Here is a 20,781-nt window from a genome sequence, read left to right as displayed (position 1 = left end):
TGCCTTCTTCGTGGGGTGGAACCCGGTAGGGCATTGGCCGTGACCCGTAGGCAACTCGCCGAGGCTCAGTGGAGGTTCATCGAGCCCTACTCTGCCGATCGGCTGATTCGGCCCATACCCCGAACGGCTGCGAATGGCGGCGCCCTGGCCGACACCGTGGTCACGGGCAACCCATCTGGGCCAGCTGGAGCCCCTCCGTGGACTTGCCGACATCGTCGGGTGTATCGAGTCCAACGTCGCTGGGCCGCTCCTCCCCGCCGCCCTGCGAACACTGGGCCCAACGCCCGGACGCAGTCCTTGGCAGAGAGGGCCTCAACGGGCGCGCCGTGGGTGCAGGGTCAGGCGGGGAGGACCAGACGACGTCGGCCAGGCGAGACCGTGCTCGTCGACCACACTGACCCGGGTGGCCAGCGGCGGACACCGTTGATGGCGCTCTTTTGAATTGAATCTCCCCAGGAGTCTCTTCAGCTGGCCGAACCTGCTCGGGTGATCTCCCCACACTTCTGATGCTTTCTGGCCTGTCTGGGTGGCTCGATGTGGCCCGGACAGCTGGGTGTCTGACCGGTCCCCGGTCAGACGCCTGTTGCAGCAGCCGACGCGCTGACGACCACCGGACGCACATGGGCCAGCAGAAGTTCCAGGAACCGCTCCGGCTGTCGGAACGCCGCGAAGTGGCTGCAGTCCTCGATCAGCGCGAAGCCCTTGACCGGCGCCTGGACGTCATCAAAGAAGCGGCGGGCGAGCTCCGGCGACGTAAGCACGTCCTTCTCGCCCTGAACGATGAAGAAGGGGAGTTCGAACTTCGTCCCGTCCGCCCAGTCGTCGGACCCGGCGGTGGCGTGAGTGATCTGCTCCGAGAGGGTCATGCCCTTGACGAAAAGCCCCAGTTCGCGCAGCGAGTGCAGCGGCGAGACCCACAGGGACCCCATGACGACCTTTTTCATCGTGTCCAGGGTCAGCGGGTCGCTGGTGGCCAGCAGCTTGGCGTGCATCGCGCGTTCGCGGGCTGTCCACTGCTGCTCATCGGGGTGGAGCGCCTCGACTGCCGCCAGTTCCTTGCGCTTTCCGGCCCTACGCAGGCGGGTGAGCAGGGCCTGGTGCACGGAGCCGTCGCGGCCGGCGTCGTGGATGTTCTGGTCGGTACCGACATATGCGGAGTAGCGCTCGGGGAACTCGCGGGCGAGCCGCAGGCCGAAGGCGCTTCCGTAGGACTGGCCGAGCAGGACGACCTTGTCGACGGCCAGGCGGGTGCGTATGTGGTCGGTGACCTCGATCGCATCCGCGTAGATCTGGTCGAAGGTCATCTCGCCCTGCGCTTTCGGACCGCTGCGGCCGAGGGTCTTGAGGGCACCGCGCATGTCCCAGCGGACGATCGTGAAGTGCTTCTCCCAGGATCGGGTGCGCGGCCCGAAGATCCCGGTCGAGGCTCCGGGGCCGCCGTGCAGTTCCAGGACGACCGGGTTGGCCAGATCCTCGCCGCGGATCGAGATCCACTGGTCGATGCCGCCGATGCGGACGAAGCTCTGCTCGTCGATGCCGTTCGGGGTGTCGATCTTCATCAGGGAGGCGTTGCGGGATCGCTTGAGGGCGCGGTGGCCGAGGACACCGGCCGCAGGTGCGGCGAGGAGGGCGGCTGCGGTCGTGGCGGCGATGGTGGCGATCATGACGACTCCCTGGGTGTCCGGTTCAAGTGAACTGTATATGCCGTAAGCGGTTAGCTATACGCTATAAACAGTTAGGGTGAGGTGTCAACGGGGATCGGCAGAGGAGGCGCGGGTGGCCGCGAAGAAGGTCGGGAAGCAGGCTGGCGTGAAGGCGAGCTTTGCGCTGCTCTGGGGCGAGCAGGAGCTGCCGAGCAGGGGCCCGAAGCCCTCGCTCAGCGCGGGCCGGATCGCGGAGGCGGCTATTGGGATCGCCGACAGGGAGGGTTTGGACGCGGTCTCGCTGGCGCGGGTCGCCAAGGAATTCGGCGTCACCGCGATGGCGCTCTACCGGTACGTTCCGGGCAAGACGGAACTCCTCGACCTGATGGTCGACCTCGCGATCGGCCTCCCGGCCCCGGTCGCCGACGTCCCCGGCGGCTGGCGCCCGCAGCTGACCGAGTGGGCCCGGCAGTGCCTGGCGATGTACCGCCGCCACCCATGGGTCCTGACGGCGACGGGCATGCGCCGTCAGATCATGGGCCCACATCAACTCGGCTGGCTCGACTCAGCCTTGGCCGCACTGGCCGGAACGGGGCTGCCGGCCACCCAGCGGCATGACACGTTCCTGCTGCTAGTAGGCCATGTTCGCAATATCGCCCAGCAGCACGTCGACCACGACGAGGCGGCGAATGAAGAGTGGGCGCACCTGACGGCCGAGGTCTTGCAGCGGCACGAGGAGCGCTTCCCCGCCCTGACGGAGGCGATCGCGGCGGGCGCGTTCGCTCCGCAAGGTGGGAACCCGCTGGACTTCGGCCTGGAGCGGATCCTCGATGGGGTGGCAGCCCTGATCCCCTCGTGAGTTGGTCTGGAACTGCCAATACTTGAGCACTCACCGACCAAGCGATCGTGAGCAGCACTGGGGAGAATCCGAGATCGGCATCAACGTCGCCGGGCCGCTCCTCTCCGCCGCCCTGCGAACACTGGGCTCAACGCCCGGACGCCGTCCTCGGCAGAGAGGGCCTCAATGGGCGCGCCGCTTCACCGCCGGGTGGTAGCCCGGCCTGCCCCGACGATCATTGGCGGCAGGCCGGGCAGCCGGCCTAGAGCACGGTGTTCGGGTTAAGGCCGCCGGTGCACACCGCGCCACGCCATCCGAAGCGGATCACCGCTGAGGTGTCGCTGCTGAAACCCCCGGGACGGATCGTGGCCTCGTGGGTGTACGGATTGTCCGAGGACCTGTTGTAGTAGTAGACCTCGACGGGTACGGAGAGGTTGTTCACGTAGGAGCCGATCCCCTCGTAGAAGCCGGATTCTCCGTAGTGGCCGAGAGGGAAGCACGCCTTGGTGCTGGACGACGACAAGTCCATGTCGACGTAGAACCGGTCCTCGTAGAGGCAGAGCTTGCCCGATGCGCAGCCGCCCACTGCTGCGGCCGGGGTCGCGGTGGCTGCCAGGCCGGCGGTTGTCAGCGCGACGGCCGACAGAGCGAGTGCCGTTTTCCGTATGAAGTTCACTGGTTTCTCCTGTGGTTGACGGTGTGCCATGTGGCGGCGCCCGTGCTGGGCACCGTCGTTGCCCGGCTGTAGTCCGGGCACGTTCAAGGGGGGCTCGGCCGCGAGGGCGCGCCATGGGGTGCCGCATGCCGACATTCGGGGGTGACCCAGTGGCGAGCGGAGCCGCGATCGGAGAGAGCAAGTCGAAGCGCGGGAGAGGCGAGGGGCCGGTGCTTCGCTGTAGCGCAACAGTTTTCTGCTGCGCTGGCGCGGACCGGCGCGCGTCATATCCGGGCTGCTTATGGTGTGGTGAAGGCGAGTCCGTGGGTGGCGGCGATCTGGCCGGGGGCGTAGCCGGTGTGCAGGTTGACGGGGTTTCCGTCGACGTTCTTGATCTCCAGGGTGGTGCGGATCTGGGTGCAGCCGCCGAGCTGGGACTTCGTGAGGCGCAGTGTGTTCGTGGCGGTCTGGTGGTGCTTGGCGTTGGAGATGGTCCACTTGCCGACCGCCGACTTGATCGGTTCGCCGCACTTGGCTCCGTCGGGGTTCTGTGGCTGCGCCTCGATCCAGGTCTCGGCCTGTGTGCCGGTGTTGGCGGTCGACCCGCCCTGACAGATCGATGAGCCGGCCACGCAGGTGGTCAGGGCGGCGTCCTGGACGACGGTGATGGTGTCGCCGCCGCTGGGGGTGTACGGGTAGCCGAGCGTGGTGTGCGTCGTTCCACGCGCGATCACGGTGGTGTTGGCGGGAAGCGTCCAGCGGGCTGCCGACGGATACACGGCGCGCGCCAGCTCCGCCCCCGCCGGGACCCGCATGGTCACGCTGCGCCCGTTCTGAATGATGCTGGAGTAACTGGTCACCGAAAGACGGCAGTTGTACGTCCCGGCCGTCGGCGCTGTGAACGCCCAGCGCAGCGCGGGCGCCACCGACTTCTCACCCGGCGGCACCTGGTTCGTAGCCCAGTACGCACCTGCCTCCGCGGAAGCAGGCAGGGTGGTGCCGTCGGAGTTCTTGCAGCGCACGGCAACGGTGGAGCCGATGTTGTCCCCGCTGCCCAGGGGGGTGAAGCTAGCGACCGAAAGGTTCCGGGACCACAGGTAGGACTTCTCACCCGCCGCGGCGGCGAACACCACGTCCGTACCGGGAATGTCCCGATAGCCTTCCGCCCTCCGGGTCACCTCATACGTGAACTCCGCAGAGGCCGCCGAGGCACCCGACGCGAACGTCAGCGAACCCCCGGTCCCCACAGCAAGCGCCGCCACCAGCAGCGATCCCGTACGCGTCAACCCCACAACATCCCCCTGTGTCGATGATCTTCAAAGGCAAGTGAATCCCTCAGGCTTCGGACGCCCCTCCCGATGGTGATCGCGCCCGGATTGGGCGGCCACTTCAGGGTGTCAGCGCCGGAAAGGTGGATCAACAGCCGTCTGCGAAGGCCGTCGATTACCTTTCGCTTATCGATCCGGGCGCCGAGCGCGGATCGGGTCCGGTGTCTGACCAGGCGGCGGGCGCAGGAAGCACCGGGATGGGGACACATGGAGCTGCGAGACATCGAGATCTTCTTAGCCCTGGCTGAGGAGTTGCATTTCGGGCGGTCCGCCGAGCGCCTTCATGTGACCCAGGCCCGGGTGAGTCAGTCGATCGCCAAGCAGGAGCGGCGAATCGGCGGCGCGCTGTTTCGACGCACCAGCCGCCGGGTGGAGTTGACCTCGATCGGAGCGCGCCTGTACGCGGAACTCAAACCCGCCTACCAGCAGATCCTGGACGGCACCCGATCCGCGGCGGCCGAGGCGGCACGCGGCATTCACGGCACACTCAAGATCGGCACGATGGGGGCGCTGGCCCAGATCCTCACCGCCGCCAACGCCCGTTTCCGCGGCCACCATCCCGGCGCGGAACTCGACTTCGTCGAGGTCCAGCCCACGACGCCCTTCGCCGGGCTGCGCTCCGGTGAGGTCGACCTGGCCCTGCTCTGGCTCCCCGTCCGCGAAAGCGACCTCACCGTGGGCCCGGTCCTGAGTGAGCGCCCTCTGGTCTGCCTCGTCGGATCCGAGCATCCGTTGGCGAAGCGGGACTCGGTATGCATGGAAGATTTCGGCGACTACGAGGTCCCCTCGTCCCAGCATCCTATTCCGGCGTACTGGGAAGAGGCGCTGATTCCCTTCCATACGCCCAGCGGACGCCCCATCAGACGAGGCGCCAAGGTCGCCACCTGGCAGGAGACACTGAACGCCGTCAGTGCCGGACGAGTAGTCCAAGCGATCCAGGCCGAGGCTGCCGACTACTACCCGTGGCCCGGTGTCAAGTATCTCCCCATCGACGACGCGCCGATAGGCCGCTGGGCCCTTGTCTGGCGCACCAACGCCGAGAGCCCTCTCGTGCGCGCCTACGTCGAATCCGTGGAGGGCCACGTGTAGTCCAGCGGCACGACGCAGCTTGAGCCGCTGCCCTTCGACCGCAAGAGGAGTCTCGTGTGAGCTCCAGGGTGGCGTCCTCGATGTACACGGTGTCCTTGCGCGGTCGGCGCGCGGCCGCGTGCTGTCGGCTGTGGCGGCTCGGAGGCTCATCGCGGATGGTGTGGAGAGCCTGGCAAGCCCCGGGTTGCTGCGGCGGTGAAGTGAGTTGGGTGCAGATCCTTTGAGGGTCTTGCTCACCTGCGATTTCGTTCGAATTGAGTCCGCCGTCGGCACCGAGCCGTCGCCGACGACCTGCCCATCTGTGCGCCACGGCACCCGCTCGGTCGCGTCCGCGCCGACTGGCCGGGCGTTACTGCTGCGGCGTAGCCGTGGTGAATCATGAACCCGCAGGTCAGGCTCGTGCCAGACACCCTCAAAAGATCTGCATCCAATTCAAACCCGTGTACGGGGACTTGCCGCTGCGCCTGACGGAGACCTCACGCCGGCACCGCGTCGACCCCCGCGTCCGTGAGCACGTACAACCTGTTGCCGGCGACCAGGGGGACTCGATCCGCACCCGGTTCGCCTTTCACTCGCCAGCGCGCCGCTCCCGTACGGGCGTCATAGGCCCACAACTCCGAGGTGTGGGCCACCAGTACGGACTGCCCCTCGGCCAACGCCGGTGCGGAGGTGCAGCTGTTGGATTTTGTACGCCACAGCTGCTTCCCGTCGGAGGCGGCTCTTGCGGTGACATAGCCGTCGGCCTTCTTCGCTCCGTCGGCGAAGGGGTTCTGGAAGCCGGAGTCTATGGATTGCGCGGCCCGGCAGCTGTCACTGGTAGCCAGAAAGACTGCGGACCCGCCCGGCGCCGCTTCGGGAGCCATCGTTGAATCGACCGTGGCGCGCCAGCGCCTGTCGCCCGTCGCGGCGTCGTAGGAGTACACGGCTCCGGTCCCGCTCTCGCAGGCGTAGACCGTACGCCCGTCGGCGGAGAGGGTGATCTGCGCGCCGATGCCCTCCGCCGACTCCTTCGGTGGCGCGGGTGACTTCCAGCGCCGCTCCCCGGTGGAAAGGTCGTACGCGGCCAGTTCGTTCGCCTTCCCCGCCCCGGTCGCGTACAGCAGCTTCGTCCCCAGCACCACGCTGTCCTGCTTCGGCAGCGACCAGCGCTCGTCCCCCGAATCCGCGTCGAGTGCGACGAGCCCTTCGCCGCCCCGGGACTCCGCGATCAGCTGTCCGTGGGAGCGGTCCCCGAGCAGCACCCGGTTCCCCTCGGCCCGCCACGTGACGCGCCCCGTGTCCGTGGCAAGACCGCACAGCACGCCCTCGATCAGGGTGCGGGTGCCACCGGCCTCGTCCGCCGACTTCTCCGTCTTCATCAGCACGCACACCGTGGAGCCGATCACCACGGGCGCCGCCGGATAACCGCCGCCCAGCGGCTCACTCGCCCAGCGCCGGCTACCGTCGTCGTCCGCGAAGGCGTTGACGTGTCCGCCCCTGGCCGCGACATAGACGGTCCCTTCGGCGACCGTGACCGGCCCGAGCGCCGCCTCCCCCTGCTTGCCGCCGGTCACTTCGGCCACCCACCGCTCGCGTCCGCTTCCGGCGTTCACCGCGTGCACGTACAGCGGGCCGTCGGAGGTGACGTAGAGAGAGGTGCCCGAAATACTCAGCCAAGTCACCCCGGTGGCGGCCCCGTCCATCGCGTACGTCCAGGTCGCCTGTCGCTCGGGCGGCGCCGGAATGGCCTCCTCCTCCCCGCCGAAGACCTTCCAGGCCACAAAGGCCCCGGCGCCTACGACCCCGGCCCCGAGCACTGCCCGGCGGCTGACGTGCCGTCCCTGTCGTCTGGCGTGACCCTGTGCGTTCACTGCTTCACCTTTCGCGTCCAGCGGCTTCCTGGCTTCCTCGCGTATGTGCGACGCGAACCCGGCAGATCACCCCCTCGAACTGTTCCCGCAGCCGTTCGGGGTACGGGCTGAACCTGCCGATCGGCAGGTAGAGCTCGATGAACTTCCACTGAGATCGGTGACTTGCCGACGAGTCACCACCAATGTCCTACCGGATTCCACCCCACAGAGAGGACAGAACCCAGCAACTGATCACGACATCGCACAGGCCCCAGGCCCGCCGGTCTTGCCGGTCGGGCCGGGTCAGGCGGGCAGGGCGGGCGGCCAGTCCGGGGCGGGGTCCTCGGAGAGCAGGGGGCGCAGGGCGCCGACCGCCGCGCCGATGCAGGTGTTCCGTAGCTCGGTGCGGGTGCAGGTTTCGCGCGTGAGCCAGTCCACGCACAGGACTTGGACGAACACGAGCCAGGCCTTCAGTGCCGCGGAGACGGCGGCGTGCGTGCGTTCGTCGGCGAGCGGGAGTCCACGGAGCAGGCGTGAGCGCAGGGCGTCGAGTTCGTCCGTCATGATCGTCTGGATGACGGGGTCGCCCGCCAGGACCCGGTTCGCGGCCAGGACGGCGTGGCGGTTCGTGATGAAGTAGTCGAGGTGGGCGTCCAGGCCCTGGGTGAGCTGCTCGACGAGCGTGGCGCTGGGATCGAAGGTGGTCGCCTCCAGCAGTCGGTCGGTCGCCTGTTGGTAGACCGCGGCGAAGAGGGCGTGTTTGCTCGGGAAGTGCTGGTAGAGCAGGGCGCGGGATACGCCGGCCTGCCGGGCGACGTCCTCCATCAGCACGTCGTCGTAGGGGGCGGCGGAGAACAACTGGGCTCCGACGGTGAGCAGTTGGGCGCGGCGGTCGGCGGGGATCAAACGTCGGCGGGGCGGCATGCACCCAGATTACTACTTGACATGCATCTACTAAGGAGGGCTACCCTCGAGCTAAGTAGACACACGTCAACTAAGGGGTGGAATCGTGGCCAAGACGCTCCGGGGGTTCGCATGGGTGATGGGCCTCGCCTGCACGGCGATCGGGCTGTTCCACGTGGTCGGCGGCAATGCCGCGATTCCGGGCGAGGCTGACGCCGGACCCACTCTGGACAGCCTGGGCCGGTTCTTCGGCGCGATCTTCGCCGGGTACGGGCTGGCCTGGCTGTGGGCGGCGCGGCAGGACCCCGTCCCGGCGAAGGTGGTGCGGTGGCTTGCGGCGGTGTTCCTGCTGGGCGGTGTGGGGCGGCTGATGTCCCTGGCGGTGCACGGCTGGCCGCACTGGTTCCAGGTGGCGCTGACCGCGATCGAGCTGGTTTTCCCGCCAGTCTGGTTCTGGCTGGCGGATGCCGACGAGCGGGCGTCCCGGGAGCGGCGGCCTTCGGGTGCGCCAGCCAAGGCGTCCCTTCCGGATCTTGCCTGACCCGCGCCACTGGGCACCGCACCCCGCCGTGTTGTGGAGACACCCGAGTCCGTCCAGTAATCGGGCGCCTCTCTGCCTTGCGATGCACGGCACCGGCCGACGCGGGCTCAACCGGAAAGATCCGGACGAGATGGCCTAGATCCTGGTGCGGGCCTCGGACACCGATGGCGCCAGCGCCTTCGCCCTCCCGGCCCTGAGGCTCGGGCTGATCCTGGCGGTGGGCCTCCTCGCCGGTGTGCTGGCGGGCCTGCGCCCGGCTCGGCACGCGGCCCGGCTCAATGCCCTGCGGGCCATCACCCAGGAGCAAGGGACCCCCATATGACCGAACCCGTTTACCCGGCCCAGGACCCGCACACCCGAACCGCACTCAGAACCCCAGTCCGTACCGCGATCCGCCCCATCCCCGTCCGAAATGCCGTTGGAGGCACGTGAGATGTCAGCTCAGACCACCCCATCTTTAGGTGAGCGCGAGAGGGCGGGGCTGTCCGCTCCGGCAGCCACCGGCGGCGTCATCACCATCGCGCTGTTCATCGTCCTGTTCTTCGTCAGCGCCTTCCTCAACGCCGAGATCCCCAAGCCCGACGCACCGCTGAAGGAGATCACCGACTGGCGCGGGGACAACGGCTCCGCCATCCGGCTCGCGGGTGCCCTCTTCATCACCTCCGCCCTGGCCTTCACCGCGTTCAGCGCCTGGCTCGCCTCGGTGGTGCGCAGCGTCGGCCGCGCCCAGGACTCCCTGGTGATCTTCGCCGGCGGTCTGTTCTCCGCGCTCGGCCTGTTCCTCAACGGTGCCCTGCAGTGGGTCGCCGAGCGGCCGGAAACGCTCACCAACGACCAGGCGGCGCAGCTGCTGCACCAGATGCTCTTCGTGCTCGGCGGCCCCGTCGTGGTCATCGGCAGCGCGCTGCTCGTCATCGTCGGCGCCGCCTCCCTCCTACGGGCGAAGCTGCTGCCCACCTGGCTCGGCGGCCTCGGCGTCGTCATCGGCCTCATCGACTTGACCGCCCTGGGCTCGGTGCTGCCCGAGAGCGTCGACATGATGATCCTGCTGCCCATCGGCCGGTTCACCTCGATGGCCTGGCTGCTCACGGCCGCCATCGTGGTCACGCGCAAGCTCGGCAAAGCCCGCACCTGATGTTCCGCGGCCCCGGGCACTTTTCCCGGGGCCGCCGGGACCGGGACGAAGTTCTGGCTGACCCTCGCCATGATCGTCGGAACGTTCCTCGGGTTCCGTGACGCCATTGTCAATGCGTACACCGACGTGACCGCCGGCCACCCGCTGGCCGACGCCGGCGACGTGCTGCTCGGCCCGATGGTTTCCCTGACCTCGTACGTCTTCATGGTGACGCTTTCGATCCTCAAGCCCTGGGGTCTGACGAAACGTGGCCGGAAGCAACGCGCCGTGTCCCGTGGAGCGGTGGACGACACAGCTGTCCTGTCTCACCGATTGTTGACCGATCTCACCGAAGTTTGACCACGGGGCGGTTCGCCTCATCGAATCTCGATGGATGGAACGATGCAGGCCGGATACGGTGCAGGCATGCCTGAGGTACTCCCTGCCGACGTGGCCGACGTGCTCGGTTTCCTTCTCGGCGGGGAGGACCCCATCCACGTGGCGCTCCGAGCTCACATCCCCCATCTGCGGGTCCGGGATCGGTGCACGTGCGGGTGCGGCACCGCGTACTTCGATCTCGACAGGAACCTGGTTTCGCCGGCACCGTCCGGGTCGGGCACGGTGGTGGCGGCGGAGGCCCAGATCGTCACGGAGGACGGGGAATGCCCCGGTGAGGTCTTGGTGTTCGCTCAGTCCGGCTACCTGGCATGGCTGGAGATCTGTTCCTGGAGCGACGACATCGAGGTAACGCTGGCCCTGGCCCGGCAGATGCTGCAGCGCTGACGAAGTCACCGTGCGCCGGGGTCCGGACTGCACCACGGTCAAACTTCGGTGAGATCTGTCAAAGATCGGTGAGACGGGACAACAGCGGTACGTCAGCTGGTCTGACTGCTGCTGACCGCTCTCGTCCAATCGAGGCGTTTACTCAGCGAACCCAGTCGTTCGGCCTTCTGTCTCAGTGAACCTAGTCGTGAGCGTGGTCGCACTGGGGGTGCACGAACGTCCCTGCCACGGTCGCCGTGCGTGAAGCCTGGCCACTCGACGTGCTGAAGGCGACACGCTTGGATAGCTCTCCCAGGAGGGTGTGAGCCCTCATAACGTCCGGAGAAGCGGAGCTACTGGTGGATTCTGGGTTGGCGTCGGCCGGGGTCACCTTTGGCGGCCGGTACACGCTTCAGCGGGTATTGGGGCGCGGTGCCATGGGGGAGGTGTGGCTGGGCCGGGACCCGGTGCTGAGGCGTGAGGTCGCGGTGAAGGTGATGCTTGCTGTGTCGGGCACCGAGTCGGTGCGGCGCTTCGAGCGGGAAGCGGCCATCCTCGCCGGGTTGCAGCACCCGGGGATCACGGTGGTGCACGACGCCGGCCGCCACGAGGCGTATCACTTCATCGTCATGGAACTGCTGCACGGCCACGACCTCGCCCAACTCCTGGCCCAGAACCCCGAGGGCCTGCCCTTCCCCCGCGTGCTGAACCTGACGAGCCAGACCGTCGACGCCCTCGCAGTCGCCCACCACCATGGGGTGATCCACCGTGACCTGAAGCCAGCCAACCTGTTCGTGCAGGCAAACGACCGGGTGAAGGTGTGTGACTTCGGCATCGCCCGCAGCGCCGACATCTCCGAGGTCGTGACCTCAACTGGTCTGGTGATCGGCACACCGGCGTACATGTCACCGGAGCAGTGCCAGGGGCAGGAGGTCGATGCTCGGAGTGATCTGTATGCCTTGGGCGTTGTCATGTTCGAACTACTGACGGGGAGGCACCCGTTCCCCGCGTCCCAGCCCCTCTACTCGCTGATGCGCCAGCACGTGGAACAAGTCCCGCCGCGCCCCAGCACACTGCGCCACGGCATCCCGCGCGAGCTGGAGGATCTGGTGATGGGGCTGTTGTCAAAGGAGCCCGGTCATCGGCCGGACGCCCAGGTGCTGGCCACGGGCCTAGCGGCGCTGGCCGCCCAGGACTCCGCGCCACCGAAGCCACCCAATCCCGTTGATCTCGTGCCGGTCCCCAGTCATGACCGCGGACCGACGTCCCTGGCGCCCACCGTCCCGTCGACACGGGTGATGCCCGGCCCCACGGGGCCGGCCTGCACGCTGCTCCGCACGTTGATAGGTCAAACCGATGGGGGGTCTGTGGACGCAATGGGGTTCAGCCCGGACGGCCGCGCCCTCGCCACGAGCTACAGCAGATTGGGCGTCCACATTTGGGACCCCCACACCGGCGAGCAGCTCCGTCTCCTGGCCGGGCGCACTGACCGCGTCTACTCCCTTGCGGAAGCGCCTGCTGGTGGGGAGCGCCATTCGATGGGTGCGGTATTCCTCGACGGCTTGGCAACCAGCTGCTACGCCAAGACGGCTTGGGCGTCCACAGCTGGCTGCACGTCCGGGGCCGGACCCGGGCTGACCTGGAGGCGATCTGTGCGACCGTCCCCGGCATGGGCCCTGGGATACGCCGAGTCACTGACCGCCGAACCGCTGCCCTTCTGAACCCTCACGATTCAGGCTTGTTGAGGCGTCGCCAGCAGATGAGGCTGCAGGCCAGGGATATGAACGCGTCGTGGAGTTCGGTGCGGCGTTCCCATCGGATGGCGAGTCTTTTGAAGTGGTGGAGCAGGGCGAAGGTCTGCTCGACGACCTGGGCCCGGTCGCCCGCCCCGTAGTCCTTCAGCGTGCTCTCGTCCAGCAAGGAGGTAGCCAGGTAGGGCCCCAGTCACACAGCGGCGGCGCGGCATCATCGTCTCCTCGTCGAGGAAGACCGGCGGCCGTCCCCCCTTCCGGGGCGCGTGCGTCAGAGGGCACGCATCACTGCGACGACCTTGCCCAAAATGATGGCTTCATCGGCGGCGAGCGCGCGGAACCGGTAGCTGTGGGGGACGAGCCAGGCGTGGCCGGTCGCATCACGCTGGAACCGCTTTTACGGTGGCCTCGTCGTCGAGCATGGCGGCAACGATGTCCCCCGGGTGAGCAACCTGCTGACGCCGGACGGTGACTACGTCGCCATCGCAGATGGCTGCTTCGATCACGCTCTCTCCGACTGCTTGAACCCGACGGGTTCCCAGAATCCTGGCGTAGTTCAGTGACGCACCCCCGAGAGTCAGTGTGCCCGAATGGCGGGGACCACCCGGCGAGTTCGTAAGACTCGGGTTCATGTGCCGAGGCGGCCGGGCAGCGGTGGCGGTCGACGCCAGTCTCGACAACTGCGTCGGCGAGGTCGGCTCGACCGGCGACGTTGTCGGCAAAAGGTTCACAACCGATGTGCCTGCAGCGCCGGGGCGTTCAGTGGAAGCAGGCGCGGTCGTCTTTGGGGCCGGCGCGTCGGCGTTGCCAACGTGCGTCCCCTTGGCTGACTCGGGTGCGGTGGACGCTGTCGCGCTCGGGGTCGCAGGGGGTTGGGTCGTGGCGGCGGATTTCGGCTGACGTCTCGTCGTCGCAGTAGTGAGGTATGGCGACGGCGGTGCTCTGCTGTCGGCTGGCTGTCATGGGTGGGAGAGTGCTGGGATGCCGTGAACCCCGGGTGTCCGGTTGCTCCGACATCGAGTCGGTGGTCGCTGTCCGGGGCGTGGACGTCGTCACCGGTTCCGATGGTGAGACTGCGTGTGTGTGGCTGCTGGAAGGACTGCTGGTCGGCAGCGCAGCAATAGTCAGGCCGCCGCCGACAAGGGCAACAGCCGTTGCGGCCACGGCCCGACGCTTGTTCTTCTTCCAACGCGCCAGCTGCCGACGCCTGGCCGCCCGGCCCTGCCCGGTGGAGGCGGTGCCTCCGTGGCCGCTGGACAAAGCAGTGCCCGACGCATCCACCATTGCGTCTTCGGATTCGCCACTACCGATCGGTGCGGCATCGGAGTGATCAGCGCCGGGACAGGTCTCCGGAGCGGGAACCTGCTCCGGCCGCCATGCCTCCAGCGCCGTTGCGGTGGAGGCGTACGTGCTGTGGAGTCGATGGGCAGGCGGGGCAATGTCCGGAGCGTATGTGCCGCACCCTGGACACGCGAGTGCCCCATTGAGATTCCGGCGGCACGAGGAGCAGTAGTCCATCTGGGGTCTTTCTGTGCTGGCTGCGCTTCCAGGGACGCCGACGACCTGTTTCAAGTTCGCACGCGGGATCGAGCGGCCAGTAACGCTAATGGCACCCGTCGAAGGCGGTGCGCAGCCCTTGTGACGCTGCTGCAAAGATTTACCGGCGGTGATGTCTCGCACTCTGGGACATGTCGCCACGAATACCGAGGTAAGACACTGGGCTTGGCATCGTGCCATTCGTAGGCGCATCGCGTGTGACCATGACGCCGGGCAGGTCGGCTGGGACAGCGGCGGTCACCTCAGAGCATCCGGCGCGCGGCAGGAACGACCGACGGCGCCGCGTCGGTGAGGCCCGCAACATTCCTTCATTACCTGATCACGGGCCTCACCGATGTAAATGACGCGCTCTACCTGAATTCGGTCAGAGGCGGCGTACTCTTGCGGCGATCCCATGGCCGAGCAGAAGGTAGATCATGGCCGGTAGGCCGTAATTGAGGAAAACCCGGAGACCTTCGGCCTCCATGGTGAAGATGTCCTGGGACCAGCCGGCGAGCCAGTCGGCCATGGCATGCACAAAGCCGACGAAGACGTTCCCCTGATTGGCGTCGAGCAGGTACAGCAGGATCCACAGGCCCAGAAAGCCTGCAGCGATGTCCGCGATTGTGTGGATGGCCAAGGCTGCCCGATATGTTCCGGCGCCGTCCCGGCTGCGCCCCTGGGCGTCCCGGCTACGGTCATAGGGGTTGTAGGGGTCGTTTACCGGCATGGGTTCATGGGGATTGCTCATGTCTTCCCTACTTGCCTGGCGCGAGTGCACGAAACCCTTTTCAAACCTGCGATTGCATATCAGTTCCCGTCTCTCGACCAGCACTCCGATCTGTGCCGCGAACGCCGGTGTCCCAATTCCTACTTGGGGTTCCGGGCTCGGGCCGGACAGGTCGCCGACGGCTGTCCGCTCGCAGCCGGTCGTCTCTGGCCTTCTCCCAGGAGACGTTTCGCTAAATGCTGTGATTATCCGCAGGATTGACTCTGTTGTCGCATGGTGGTCAGAACGGGGCGCTGCTGCATGCGATCACCTGGGCCGGGACGTGGGTGGATTTCGGACCGGAGCAGCGGGATCTGTTCGGTCGGCAGCTGGGGATCCGGATGCCCGACGGGCGTGTGTGGAATCCACTCGGGAAGACGGTCAACCGCTTTGAGCCGGTTGGTCCGGAGGAATCGGTGCAGCGAACTTCTATCTGTTGCTGCACGGTCGGCCGCGCGAGGCTGTCGCGCCTGTCCCCTGTGGTGGGTGAGTTCAGTGACTTCGGTGTGACATGCCCCGGCCTCCGCACGCTGCGATAAGGGGGCGTGGCTCCGAGAGACATGGGCACGGTAGGTGCCGAGTCGGCACGAAGAGAGGTAGATCACCAGTATTCAAGCGTCGGCCGCGCCCCTCAGTGCTTCCCGCCCTTTTCTCCGCCTCTCTTCCGCTGCCTCTCGGGCTTTTCCTTCTCTTCGTCCTTGTCGTCATCAAACGCGGATGACGACAGATCGGGAGAGGCCGTGGCCGACGGAGCGCCCGACAGAGGAGCCTCACTGGGGGGCGTAGAGGTGGAGGGCGCCGTGCTGCCCGGAGGAGGAGAGGAGGGATCGCCGTCGCCGGAAGTCACAGAAGCGCCAATGACGGCTGCCACGGCGAACGCGACCGCTCCGGCGACACCGATCACGGCTTTGGACGGCGTCCTGCTGCCGGTGGGCCGGGAACGCGCCGGTCGAAGCATGTGCGCCGGGGCTGTGGGGACCGGAGGGCCGCCTGGGGAGACCGTGCCGGACGGCGGCGCCTGGTCCGAGTGCGCTTCCACGGCGGCGAGCCAGCCCGCTGCCTGCTCGGCGGTCGGGCGTTGCGCCGGGTCCTTGGCCAGCAGGAGCAGGAGGTGGTCAGCCAGTGATCGCGGTATCTCGGGGCGCAGATGGTCGGGCGGGACGGGGGCGGCGCTGGCGTGCTGCTGGACGACGGCCGGTGTGTTCTCACCGAGGAACGGGGGGCGGCCGGTGAGCAGTTCGTACAGCACGCAGCCCAGTGCGTAGACGTCCGAGGCGGGCACGGCAGGGCGCCCCACGGCACGTTCGGGTGCCAGGTAGGAGCTGGTGCCCAGGATCTTGCCGGTTGCGGTGAGGGTATGGGAAGCGTCGTCGGCGAAGCACGCGATCCCGAAGTCAGTGATCTTCACGATGCGGTCGGTGGTGAGCATGATGTTGCCGGGCTTGATGTCGCGGTGGATCACGCCTTGAACATGCGCCGCGGACAGGCCTGCCGCCATCTGAGCGCCGATCGCGCCGGCCTCCTGGGGATCCAGGAGCCCGTGCACGGCCAGTTCCTGGGCCAGGCTCCAGCCATCGACCAGCTCCATCACCAGGTAGAACCGGCCATCGTGGCAGCCGGAGTCGTACATGCTGACCACGTGGGGGTGGTCGAGGCGGGCCGCAGTCCGCGCCTCCATCCGCAACCGCTCGGACGCCGCGTCTCCATCGTCCGCGCGGAGCAGCTTCACCGCCACCGGCCGGCTCAGCGCCTGGTCGGTGGCCCGCCACACCTCGCCCATGGCACCGCGCCCCAGAGGCTCGTCCAGCCGATACCGCTCCGCAACCAGCACACCCACACTCGCCCTCCGACCGCGGCGACGCCGACAGGCGTAGCCAACCGATGTGACATGGGAGCTTCCGGCGGTGTAGCGGGCCCCGCGCTCCTGCCACACCACGTAGAAGAGCAAGGGGCAGGCGGACGACGGGGGGACGCCCGGCCTGCCCCTTGCTTGGGTGCCCGTACGGGGGGAACGGGCAACACACCCGACCTTGCGCAATCGGGTCCCTTCATAACTGCGCGGGGAGCGCCGGTAACGTCACACCTTCCACGCCGCCGGGGCAGATGATGGGGCGGCTGCCAGCGCGAAGCCGACCGTGCTGCCGGCAGGGGCTGAGTGGTCCCTGCCCCCGCCGCCCCTAGGGTGGGGCCTCGGTGAGGAGCCTGGGGAGCGGAGAACAGCGGAGGACTTGTGGGCAAGAGAAAGCGCGCCGCGCGCAGCAGAACGAACCCCGCCGTGATCGGCGGGGTGGTCGCCGTGGTCGTGGGCGGGGCGGGGTTCGCCGCGTACAGCATGTACAGCGGCGACGCGCCGGGCGAGGAAGGCACGGCCGACGGCACTGCGAAGACACTCAAAGCACGCCCGGTGACGGCCGCGGAGGTCCGGGCCACGGCCGACGGGTTCCTCACCGCCTGGCAGCGGGGGGACGCCGCGAACGCCGCCGCGTTCACGGACCGGACAGCGGCAGCACAGGCCACGCTGTCCCAGTACCGCAAGGACGCGCACATCGACGAGGTGACGCTGACCCGCGGCAAGGCGTCCGGGCCGAAGGTGATGTTCAGGGTCTCGGCCACGGTCTCGTACAAGGGGAAGAGCAAGCCCCTCACCTACGACTCCGAGCTCACGGTCGTACGGGCCGAGGACGGCAAGCCGCTGGTCGGCTGGCAGCCGTCCGTCGTGCACCCGGACCTGAAAGAGGACGACACGCTGGTCACGGGCGAGGCCGGGGACCCGCCGGTCAAGGCAGTGGACCGGAACGGCGCGGAGCTCACCACGGCGAAGTACCCCTCGCTCGGCACCGTCCTGGACGGCCTGCGGAAGAAGTACGGCAGAAAGGCCGGGGGTACGGCGGGGGTCGAGCTGCGAGTGGTCCGCGGGGACAGCGCGAAGAAGAGTGAGCAGAGCGCGCAGGAGAGCGAGGACCAGCCCCCCGGCAAGACGCTGCTGATGGTGTCCCAAGGCATACCCGGAACGCTGCGGACCACGCTCAGCGCGACCGCGCAAGCGGCCGCCGAGCGCGAGGTGGGCGAACGGGAGCGGGCGTCCGTCGTCGTCATGAAGCCGTCGACGGGCGAGATCCTCGCCGCGGCCAATTCGAGCCATGGCCTCAACACGGCGCTCCGGGGATCCCTGGCGCCCGGCTCCGCGATGAAGATCGTGACCGCGTCGATGCTGCTGGAGAAGGACCTCGCGTCGATCGACAAGCAGCATCCGTGCCCCAAGTACGCGTCGTACGGCGGCTGGAAGTTCCAGAACGTGGAAAAGTTCGAGATCAAGGACGGTACGTTCCGTTCGAGCTTCGCGGCGTCCTGCAACACCGCCTTCATCACGCAGGCCGAGAAGCTCGACGACGACGATCTGACCAAGCAGGCCCAGCAGGTCTTCGGGCTGAGCCTGAACAACTGGTCGACAGGGGTGTCGAGCTTCGACGGCGCGGTGCCGGTGCAGAGCAATGCGCAGATGGCGGCATCGCTCATCGGGCAGGGCGGGGTACGGATGAACCCGCTCAATGTCGCGTCCATCATCTCCACCGCCAAGACGGGCGTCTTCCGGCAGCCGTATCTGGTCTCGCCGGACGTCGACGACCGATCGCTCGCGACGGCCCAGCGCAAGCTGGACGCGTCCGCGCAGACGCAGCTGCACGAACTGCTGAACTACACCGCGACGTCGGGCTCCGCCGCCGAAGCCATGGCGGGCCTGGGCGCGGACATCGGAGGCAAGACGGGCTCGGCCGAGGTCGACGGCCAGAAGAAACCCAACGGTTGGTTCACCGCGTGGCGCGGCGACCTGGCCGCGGCGGCGGTGGTGCAACAGGGCGGGCGCGGAGGCAAGTCGGCGGGGCCGCTGGTGGCAGCGGTGCTACGGGCGGGCAGCTGACGCCCGCGGCGCCGGTACCGCACCGGCCGCCCGGCACGCCGCCCCGATGGCCCTCCAGACGCTGATCGCCCATGCGGGGCAACACCCTGGTGGCGGTCCCGAACAGCGTGCGTGACGCAGGATGTGGCGGGCGGCCGTGCGGCGGCCGCCCGCCTGCTGCAGGCACCTACTGACGATAGACCTGCTCCGCCTGCAGCCCCGGAGGTCGGGTGCGTACGGCAAGTAGTAGATGGTCAGCCAGTCCCGTGAGTCGGCGAACTCCCGTAACTGGAATACGTTATGGACGTTCATACTGTCCCAGATGAGCACGATCGGGCCGCCAGCTGCTGATGTGCGGCGATCAGCAGGTCCCGGTAGTCGCGCCAGGAGAAGCCTTTATGTCCGTCGCGCCGGCCGTCGTCCCTGCGCAGCCGGTAGATCAGCCGGGACCTGTGGCCGGATTTATAATCGTCATCGATGTTCGCGACCCCACCGCCTTGCGGCCGCACACAAGCCGGCGGCAACAACGGCCTGGCGATCCCCCACAGGCCGTCCGGAACGATCCACCCCCGCCGTCCACTCCCCATGCCCAGGACAACTGTCAACTGGCCATGTAGGACACGGTCTAATACTCCAGTGAGATTTCGAGGTGTGTCTGAGTCTTTGAGCCAAGGTCAGGGTTAAATACCCAACCAGGACGTGACGGATATTGAGGATTCTCAGTTCTGTTTCCGACGGTAGGCGATGCGGTGTTCGCGTGCCTGCTGGAGACCGTGGGCGCGGGCCGTTCGGATGGCGTCGGCGCGTCCGGTGTGCTCGTCGTCGGGGGTGACGTAGCCGAGCCCGGCGTGCAGGCGCACGGTGTTGTACTCGGTGTGGACCGCGTCGAGTTCGGCCTCGAGTTCGAAGGGGTCGCGGATCTTGGTCAGGTGTGGCCACTCGCCCTTGACGTGGCTGAACAGTGATTCGATCCAGGCCTGGTCGTTGGGGGTGTGAGGGCGTCCGAAGTGCTGGCCGATCAGGCAGGCGGCCATGAAGGTGCGGGTATCCGCGGAGCGCATCTGGGGGCCGTTGTCCGAGACCGCCAGCAGGACGGGCTGTTCGTCGGGCGGTGGCCCGGGGGCGGTGAGTTCGGCACGCATCCGGCGCTCGGCGAGGTGCCCGAGGTCCTCGGAATGCAGCGCGGACAGGAACGCGGTCTCGACCTGGAGGGAGGACTCCTGGGCGGAGACCAACGTGGTGATCCACTTGCGGCTCACCAGGTCCATGATTGCGAGAGCGCACCTGCGTGCTGCCGTGAAGTGCGTGAAGTCGTAGATCCAGATTGATCTCGGGCGCCAGAGCGCCCAGTCGGGAAACGGTTTCTTCTCGCGGTGTTCGCGTACCGGGCCGCCGGGCAGGCGGATGCCCTGGTCGTCCAGGACCCGCAGCACGGTGGATTCCGAGACGTGGACCCAGCCCAGGCGGGAGCCGCGGTGGGCGAGTTTGCGGTGCGAGCGGTCCGTGCCGCCCCACTCCTCGGCGAGTTTGACGATTGCCTCGCGCTCGAAGTCCAGCAGCGCGTGCACCGCAACGTTCGGGCCGGCCGGGCTGTCCTCGAGCCGTCCCGCCACGCGGCGCTGCTGCCAGCGCAGCACCCGCATATGGTCGACGCCCAGTGTGTCGGCGGCATGGCGCACCGACCAGCCGGCCCGCCCTGCATGGTCGACCAGCTCCAGAAGCCCGGCCTTGATCTCCGCGTGCACGCGTGGCGCGACGGGGCCGGCGCTCAGGCCCATCGTGCTTTTCCCTGCTGCAGATGGAGCGCGACTGCCTGCTCCGTGATGGTGGCCCGCAGCCGTTCCACCTCCGCGCGGGCCTCGGCCAGCGCGGCTTGCTCGACGGTCATGCCGGGCCGGCCCGGCACCGCGGCGGCGAACCCGTCGAGCACGCTCTGCTTCGCACACCGCAGCACTGCGATCACGGTGGAGCGGTCCACGCCCCAGCGTTCCGCGGCCTCGCGCTGCGTGTGCTGACCGGTGAGCACCGCCACGAACATCTCGTACTTCTCCGACGGGGCCAGCCGCTTACGCGGCTTCCGGGGAGTAACTCCTGCCATGATCGAAAACCTTCCAGATCAAGGCCCGAA

The 20,781-nt window shown here is 67.9% G+C and carries 19 protein-coding genes and 4 pseudogenes; 9 read left to right on the top strand and 14 right to left on the bottom strand.

Annotated elements, in window-relative coordinates; all coding sequences use genetic code 11:
• Window positions 1-572: 572 nt before the first annotated feature.
• Window positions 573-1,664 (bottom strand): alpha/beta fold hydrolase, encoded by a 1,092-nt coding sequence (locus OG883_RS42225; protein ID WP_266552970.1) that lies wholly within the window; start codon window positions 1,662-1,664, stop codon window positions 573-575.
• A gap of 112 nt (window positions 1,665-1,776) precedes the next feature.
• Here OG883_RS42225 and OG883_RS42220 point away from each other — a divergent pair, with 112 nt between their 5' ends.
• Window positions 1,777-2,502, top strand: coding sequence for a TetR/AcrR family transcriptional regulator (locus OG883_RS42220; RefSeq protein WP_266552967.1), 726 nt, complete (start codon window positions 1,777-1,779; stop codon window positions 2,500-2,502).
• Between the two features lie 241 nt (window positions 2,503-2,743).
• On the opposite strand, the gene OG883_RS42215 is transcribed toward OG883_RS42220, so the two are convergent.
• Both OG883_RS42215 and OG883_RS42210 read right to left on the bottom strand, forming a co-directional pair.
• Entirely contained in the window at window positions 2,744-3,157 is a 414-nt protein-coding gene (locus tag OG883_RS42215; protein WP_266552964.1) for a proteinase inhibitor I36 SMPI, read from the bottom strand.
• A 278-nt stretch (window positions 3,158-3,435) separates the two neighbouring features.
• Window positions 3,436-4,422 (bottom strand): hypothetical protein, encoded by a 987-nt coding sequence (locus OG883_RS42210; protein ID WP_266552961.1) that lies wholly within the window; start codon window positions 4,420-4,422, stop codon window positions 3,436-3,438.
• Between the two features lie 249 nt (window positions 4,423-4,671).
• On the opposite strand from OG883_RS42210, the gene OG883_RS42205 reads away from it, so the two are divergent.
• On the top strand, window positions 4,672-5,553 hold the full coding sequence (locus OG883_RS42205) for a LysR family transcriptional regulator (protein WP_266552958.1): 882 nt from the start codon (window positions 4,672-4,674) through the stop codon (window positions 5,551-5,553).
• A 476-nt stretch (window positions 5,554-6,029) separates the two neighbouring features.
• Here OG883_RS42205 and OG883_RS42200 read toward each other — a convergent pair whose 3' ends face one another.
• Entirely contained in the window at window positions 6,030-7,403 is a 1,374-nt protein-coding gene (locus OG883_RS42200) for a PQQ-binding-like beta-propeller repeat protein (protein WP_266552955.1), read from the bottom strand.
• Between the two features lie 282 nt (window positions 7,404-7,685).
• Window positions 7,686-8,306: a TetR/AcrR family transcriptional regulator gene (locus OG883_RS42195; RefSeq protein ID WP_266552952.1), complete on the bottom strand. Its 621-nt coding sequence runs from the start codon at window positions 8,304-8,306 to the stop codon at window positions 7,686-7,688.
• Window positions 8,307-8,391: 85 nt separating this feature from the next.
• Here OG883_RS42195 and OG883_RS42190 point away from each other — a divergent pair, with 85 nt between their 5' ends.
• The 6 genes from OG883_RS42190 to OG883_RS42165 all read left to right on the top strand — a co-directional run bounded on the left by OG883_RS42190 (window position 8,392) and on the right by OG883_RS42165 (window position 12,423).
• Window positions 8,392-8,826 (top strand): DUF4345 domain-containing protein, encoded by a 435-nt coding sequence (locus OG883_RS42190; protein WP_266552949.1) that lies wholly within the window; start codon window positions 8,392-8,394, stop codon window positions 8,824-8,826.
• A gap of 145 nt (window positions 8,827-8,971) precedes the next feature.
• Window positions 8,972-9,148, top strand: coding sequence for an ABC transporter permease (locus OG883_RS42185; protein WP_266552946.1), 177 nt, complete (start codon window positions 8,972-8,974; stop codon window positions 9,146-9,148).
• A gap of 111 nt (window positions 9,149-9,259) precedes the next feature.
• On the top strand, window positions 9,260-9,961 hold the full coding sequence (locus tag OG883_RS42180) for a DUF4386 family protein (protein WP_266552944.1): 702 nt from the start codon (window positions 9,260-9,262) through the stop codon (window positions 9,959-9,961).
• Between the two features lie 69 nt (window positions 9,962-10,030).
• A complete protein-coding gene (locus OG883_RS42175) occupies window positions 10,031-10,300 on the top strand; it encodes a hypothetical protein (protein ID WP_266552941.1) in 270 nt (89 codons plus the stop codon).
• 66 nt (window positions 10,301-10,366) lie between these two features.
• Window positions 10,367-10,723 carry a hypothetical protein gene (locus tag OG883_RS42170; RefSeq protein ID WP_266552939.1) on the top strand — a complete coding sequence of 119 codons (357 nt, stop codon included), beginning with the start codon at window positions 10,367-10,369 and terminating at the stop codon, window positions 10,721-10,723.
• A gap of 416 nt (window positions 10,724-11,139) precedes the next feature.
• Window positions 11,140-12,423 (top strand): WD40 repeat domain-containing serine/threonine protein kinase, encoded by a 1,284-nt coding sequence (locus OG883_RS42165; RefSeq protein WP_266552936.1) that lies wholly within the window; start codon window positions 11,140-11,142, stop codon window positions 12,421-12,423.
• Between the two features lie 4 nt (window positions 12,424-12,427).
• Here the strand turns inward: OG883_RS42165 and OG883_RS42160 are convergent.
• The 5 genes and pseudogenes from OG883_RS42160 to OG883_RS42135 all read right to left on the bottom strand — a co-directional run.
• Window positions 12,428-12,571, bottom strand: a pseudogene (locus tag OG883_RS42160) (IS5/IS1182 family transposase); the annotation flags it as partial.
• Between the two features lie 153 nt (window positions 12,572-12,724).
• Window positions 12,725-12,980, bottom strand: a pseudogene (locus tag OG883_RS42155) (LexA family protein); the annotation flags it as partial.
• Between the two features lie 232 nt (window positions 12,981-13,212).
• Window positions 13,213-13,416 (bottom strand): hypothetical protein, encoded by a 204-nt coding sequence (locus OG883_RS42150; protein WP_266552933.1) that lies wholly within the window; start codon window positions 13,414-13,416, stop codon window positions 13,213-13,215.
• Between the two features lie 958 nt (window positions 13,417-14,374).
• Window positions 14,375-14,719 (bottom strand): hypothetical protein, encoded by a 345-nt coding sequence (locus OG883_RS42145; protein ID WP_266553305.1) that lies wholly within the window; start codon window positions 14,717-14,719, stop codon window positions 14,375-14,377.
• Window positions 14,720-15,389: 670 nt separating this feature from the next.
• The gene (locus OG883_RS42135) at window positions 15,390-16,595 is read right to left on the bottom strand and encodes a serine/threonine-protein kinase (protein WP_266552930.1); all 1,206 of its coding nucleotides are present in this window, start codon (window positions 16,593-16,595) and stop codon (window positions 15,390-15,392) included.
• Window positions 16,596-16,988: 393 nt separating this feature from the next.
• Here OG883_RS42135 and OG883_RS42130 point away from each other — a divergent pair, with 393 nt between their 5' ends.
• Entirely contained in the window at window positions 16,989-18,674 is a 1,686-nt protein-coding gene (locus OG883_RS42130) for a penicillin-binding transpeptidase domain-containing protein (protein WP_266552926.1), read from the top strand.
• A 201-nt stretch (window positions 18,675-18,875) separates the two neighbouring features.
• Here the strand turns inward: OG883_RS42130 and OG883_RS42125 are convergent.
• The 4 genes and pseudogenes from OG883_RS42125 to OG883_RS42110 form a co-directional block, all read right to left on the bottom strand.
• Window positions 18,876-19,162 (bottom strand): annotated as a pseudogene (locus OG883_RS42125) (hypothetical protein); the annotation flags it as partial.
• Window positions 19,142-19,240, bottom strand: a pseudogene (locus OG883_RS42120) (IS5/IS1182 family transposase); the annotation flags it as partial. The pseudogenes OG883_RS42120 and OG883_RS42125, both read right to left, overlap by 21 nt.
• Before the next feature lie 132 nt (window positions 19,241-19,372).
• Window positions 19,373-20,431 carry an integrase core domain-containing protein gene (locus tag OG883_RS42115; protein WP_266540380.1) on the bottom strand — a complete coding sequence of 353 codons (1,059 nt, stop codon included), beginning with the start codon at window positions 20,429-20,431 and terminating at the stop codon, window positions 19,373-19,375.
• A complete protein-coding gene (locus tag OG883_RS42110; protein ID WP_266540382.1) occupies window positions 20,422-20,751 on the bottom strand; it encodes a hypothetical protein in 330 nt (109 codons plus the stop codon). The genes OG883_RS42115 and OG883_RS42110 overlap by 10 nt, the downstream gene beginning before the upstream one ends.
• Window positions 20,752-20,781: the final 30 nt, after the last annotated feature.

Origin of the sequence: Streptomyces sp. NBC_01142, from assembly GCF_026341125.1 — a bacterium.
Taxonomy (GTDB): Bacteria; Actinomycetota; Actinomycetes; order Streptomycetales; family Streptomycetaceae; genus Streptomyces.
The sequence above is the reverse complement of the archived record's forward strand: the minus strand, read 5'-3'. Positions and strand labels throughout refer to the sequence as shown.

Coding starts and splice junctions, on each gene's coding strand:
- OG883_RS42225 (WP_266552970.1), bottom strand. CDS start 1,664: ATGATCGCCACCATCGCCGCCACGACCGCAGCCGCCCTCCTCGCCGCA.
- OG883_RS42205 (WP_266552958.1), top strand. CDS start 4,672: ATGGAGCTGCGAGACATCGAGATCTTCTTAGCCCTGGCTGAGGAGTTG.
- OG883_RS42195 (WP_266552952.1), bottom strand. CDS start 8,306: ATGCCGCCCCGCCGACGTTTGATCCCCGCCGACCGCCGCGCCCAACTG.
- OG883_RS42180 (WP_266552944.1), top strand. CDS start 9,260: ATGTCAGCTCAGACCACCCCATCTTTAGGTGAGCGCGAGAGGGCGGGG.
- OG883_RS42175 (WP_266552941.1), top strand. CDS start 10,031: ATGATCGTCGGAACGTTCCTCGGGTTCCGTGACGCCATTGTCAATGCG.
- OG883_RS42170 (WP_266552939.1), top strand. CDS start 10,367: ATGCCTGAGGTACTCCCTGCCGACGTGGCCGACGTGCTCGGTTTCCTT.
- OG883_RS42165 (WP_266552936.1), top strand. CDS start 11,140: ATGGGGGAGGTGTGGCTGGGCCGGGACCCGGTGCTGAGGCGTGAGGTC.
- OG883_RS42150 (WP_266552933.1), bottom strand. CDS start 13,416: ATGACAGCCAGCCGACAGCAGAGCACCGCCGTCGCCATACCTCACTAC.
- OG883_RS42145 (WP_266553305.1), bottom strand. CDS start 14,719: ATGCCGGTAAACGACCCCTACAACCCCTATGACCGTAGCCGGGACGCC.
- OG883_RS42115 (WP_266540380.1), bottom strand. CDS start 20,431: ATGGGCCTGAGCGCCGGCCCCGTCGCGCCACGCGTGCACGCGGAGATC.
- OG883_RS42110 (WP_266540382.1), bottom strand. CDS start 20,751: ATGGCAGGAGTTACTCCCCGGAAGCCGCGTAAGCGGCTGGCCCCGTCG.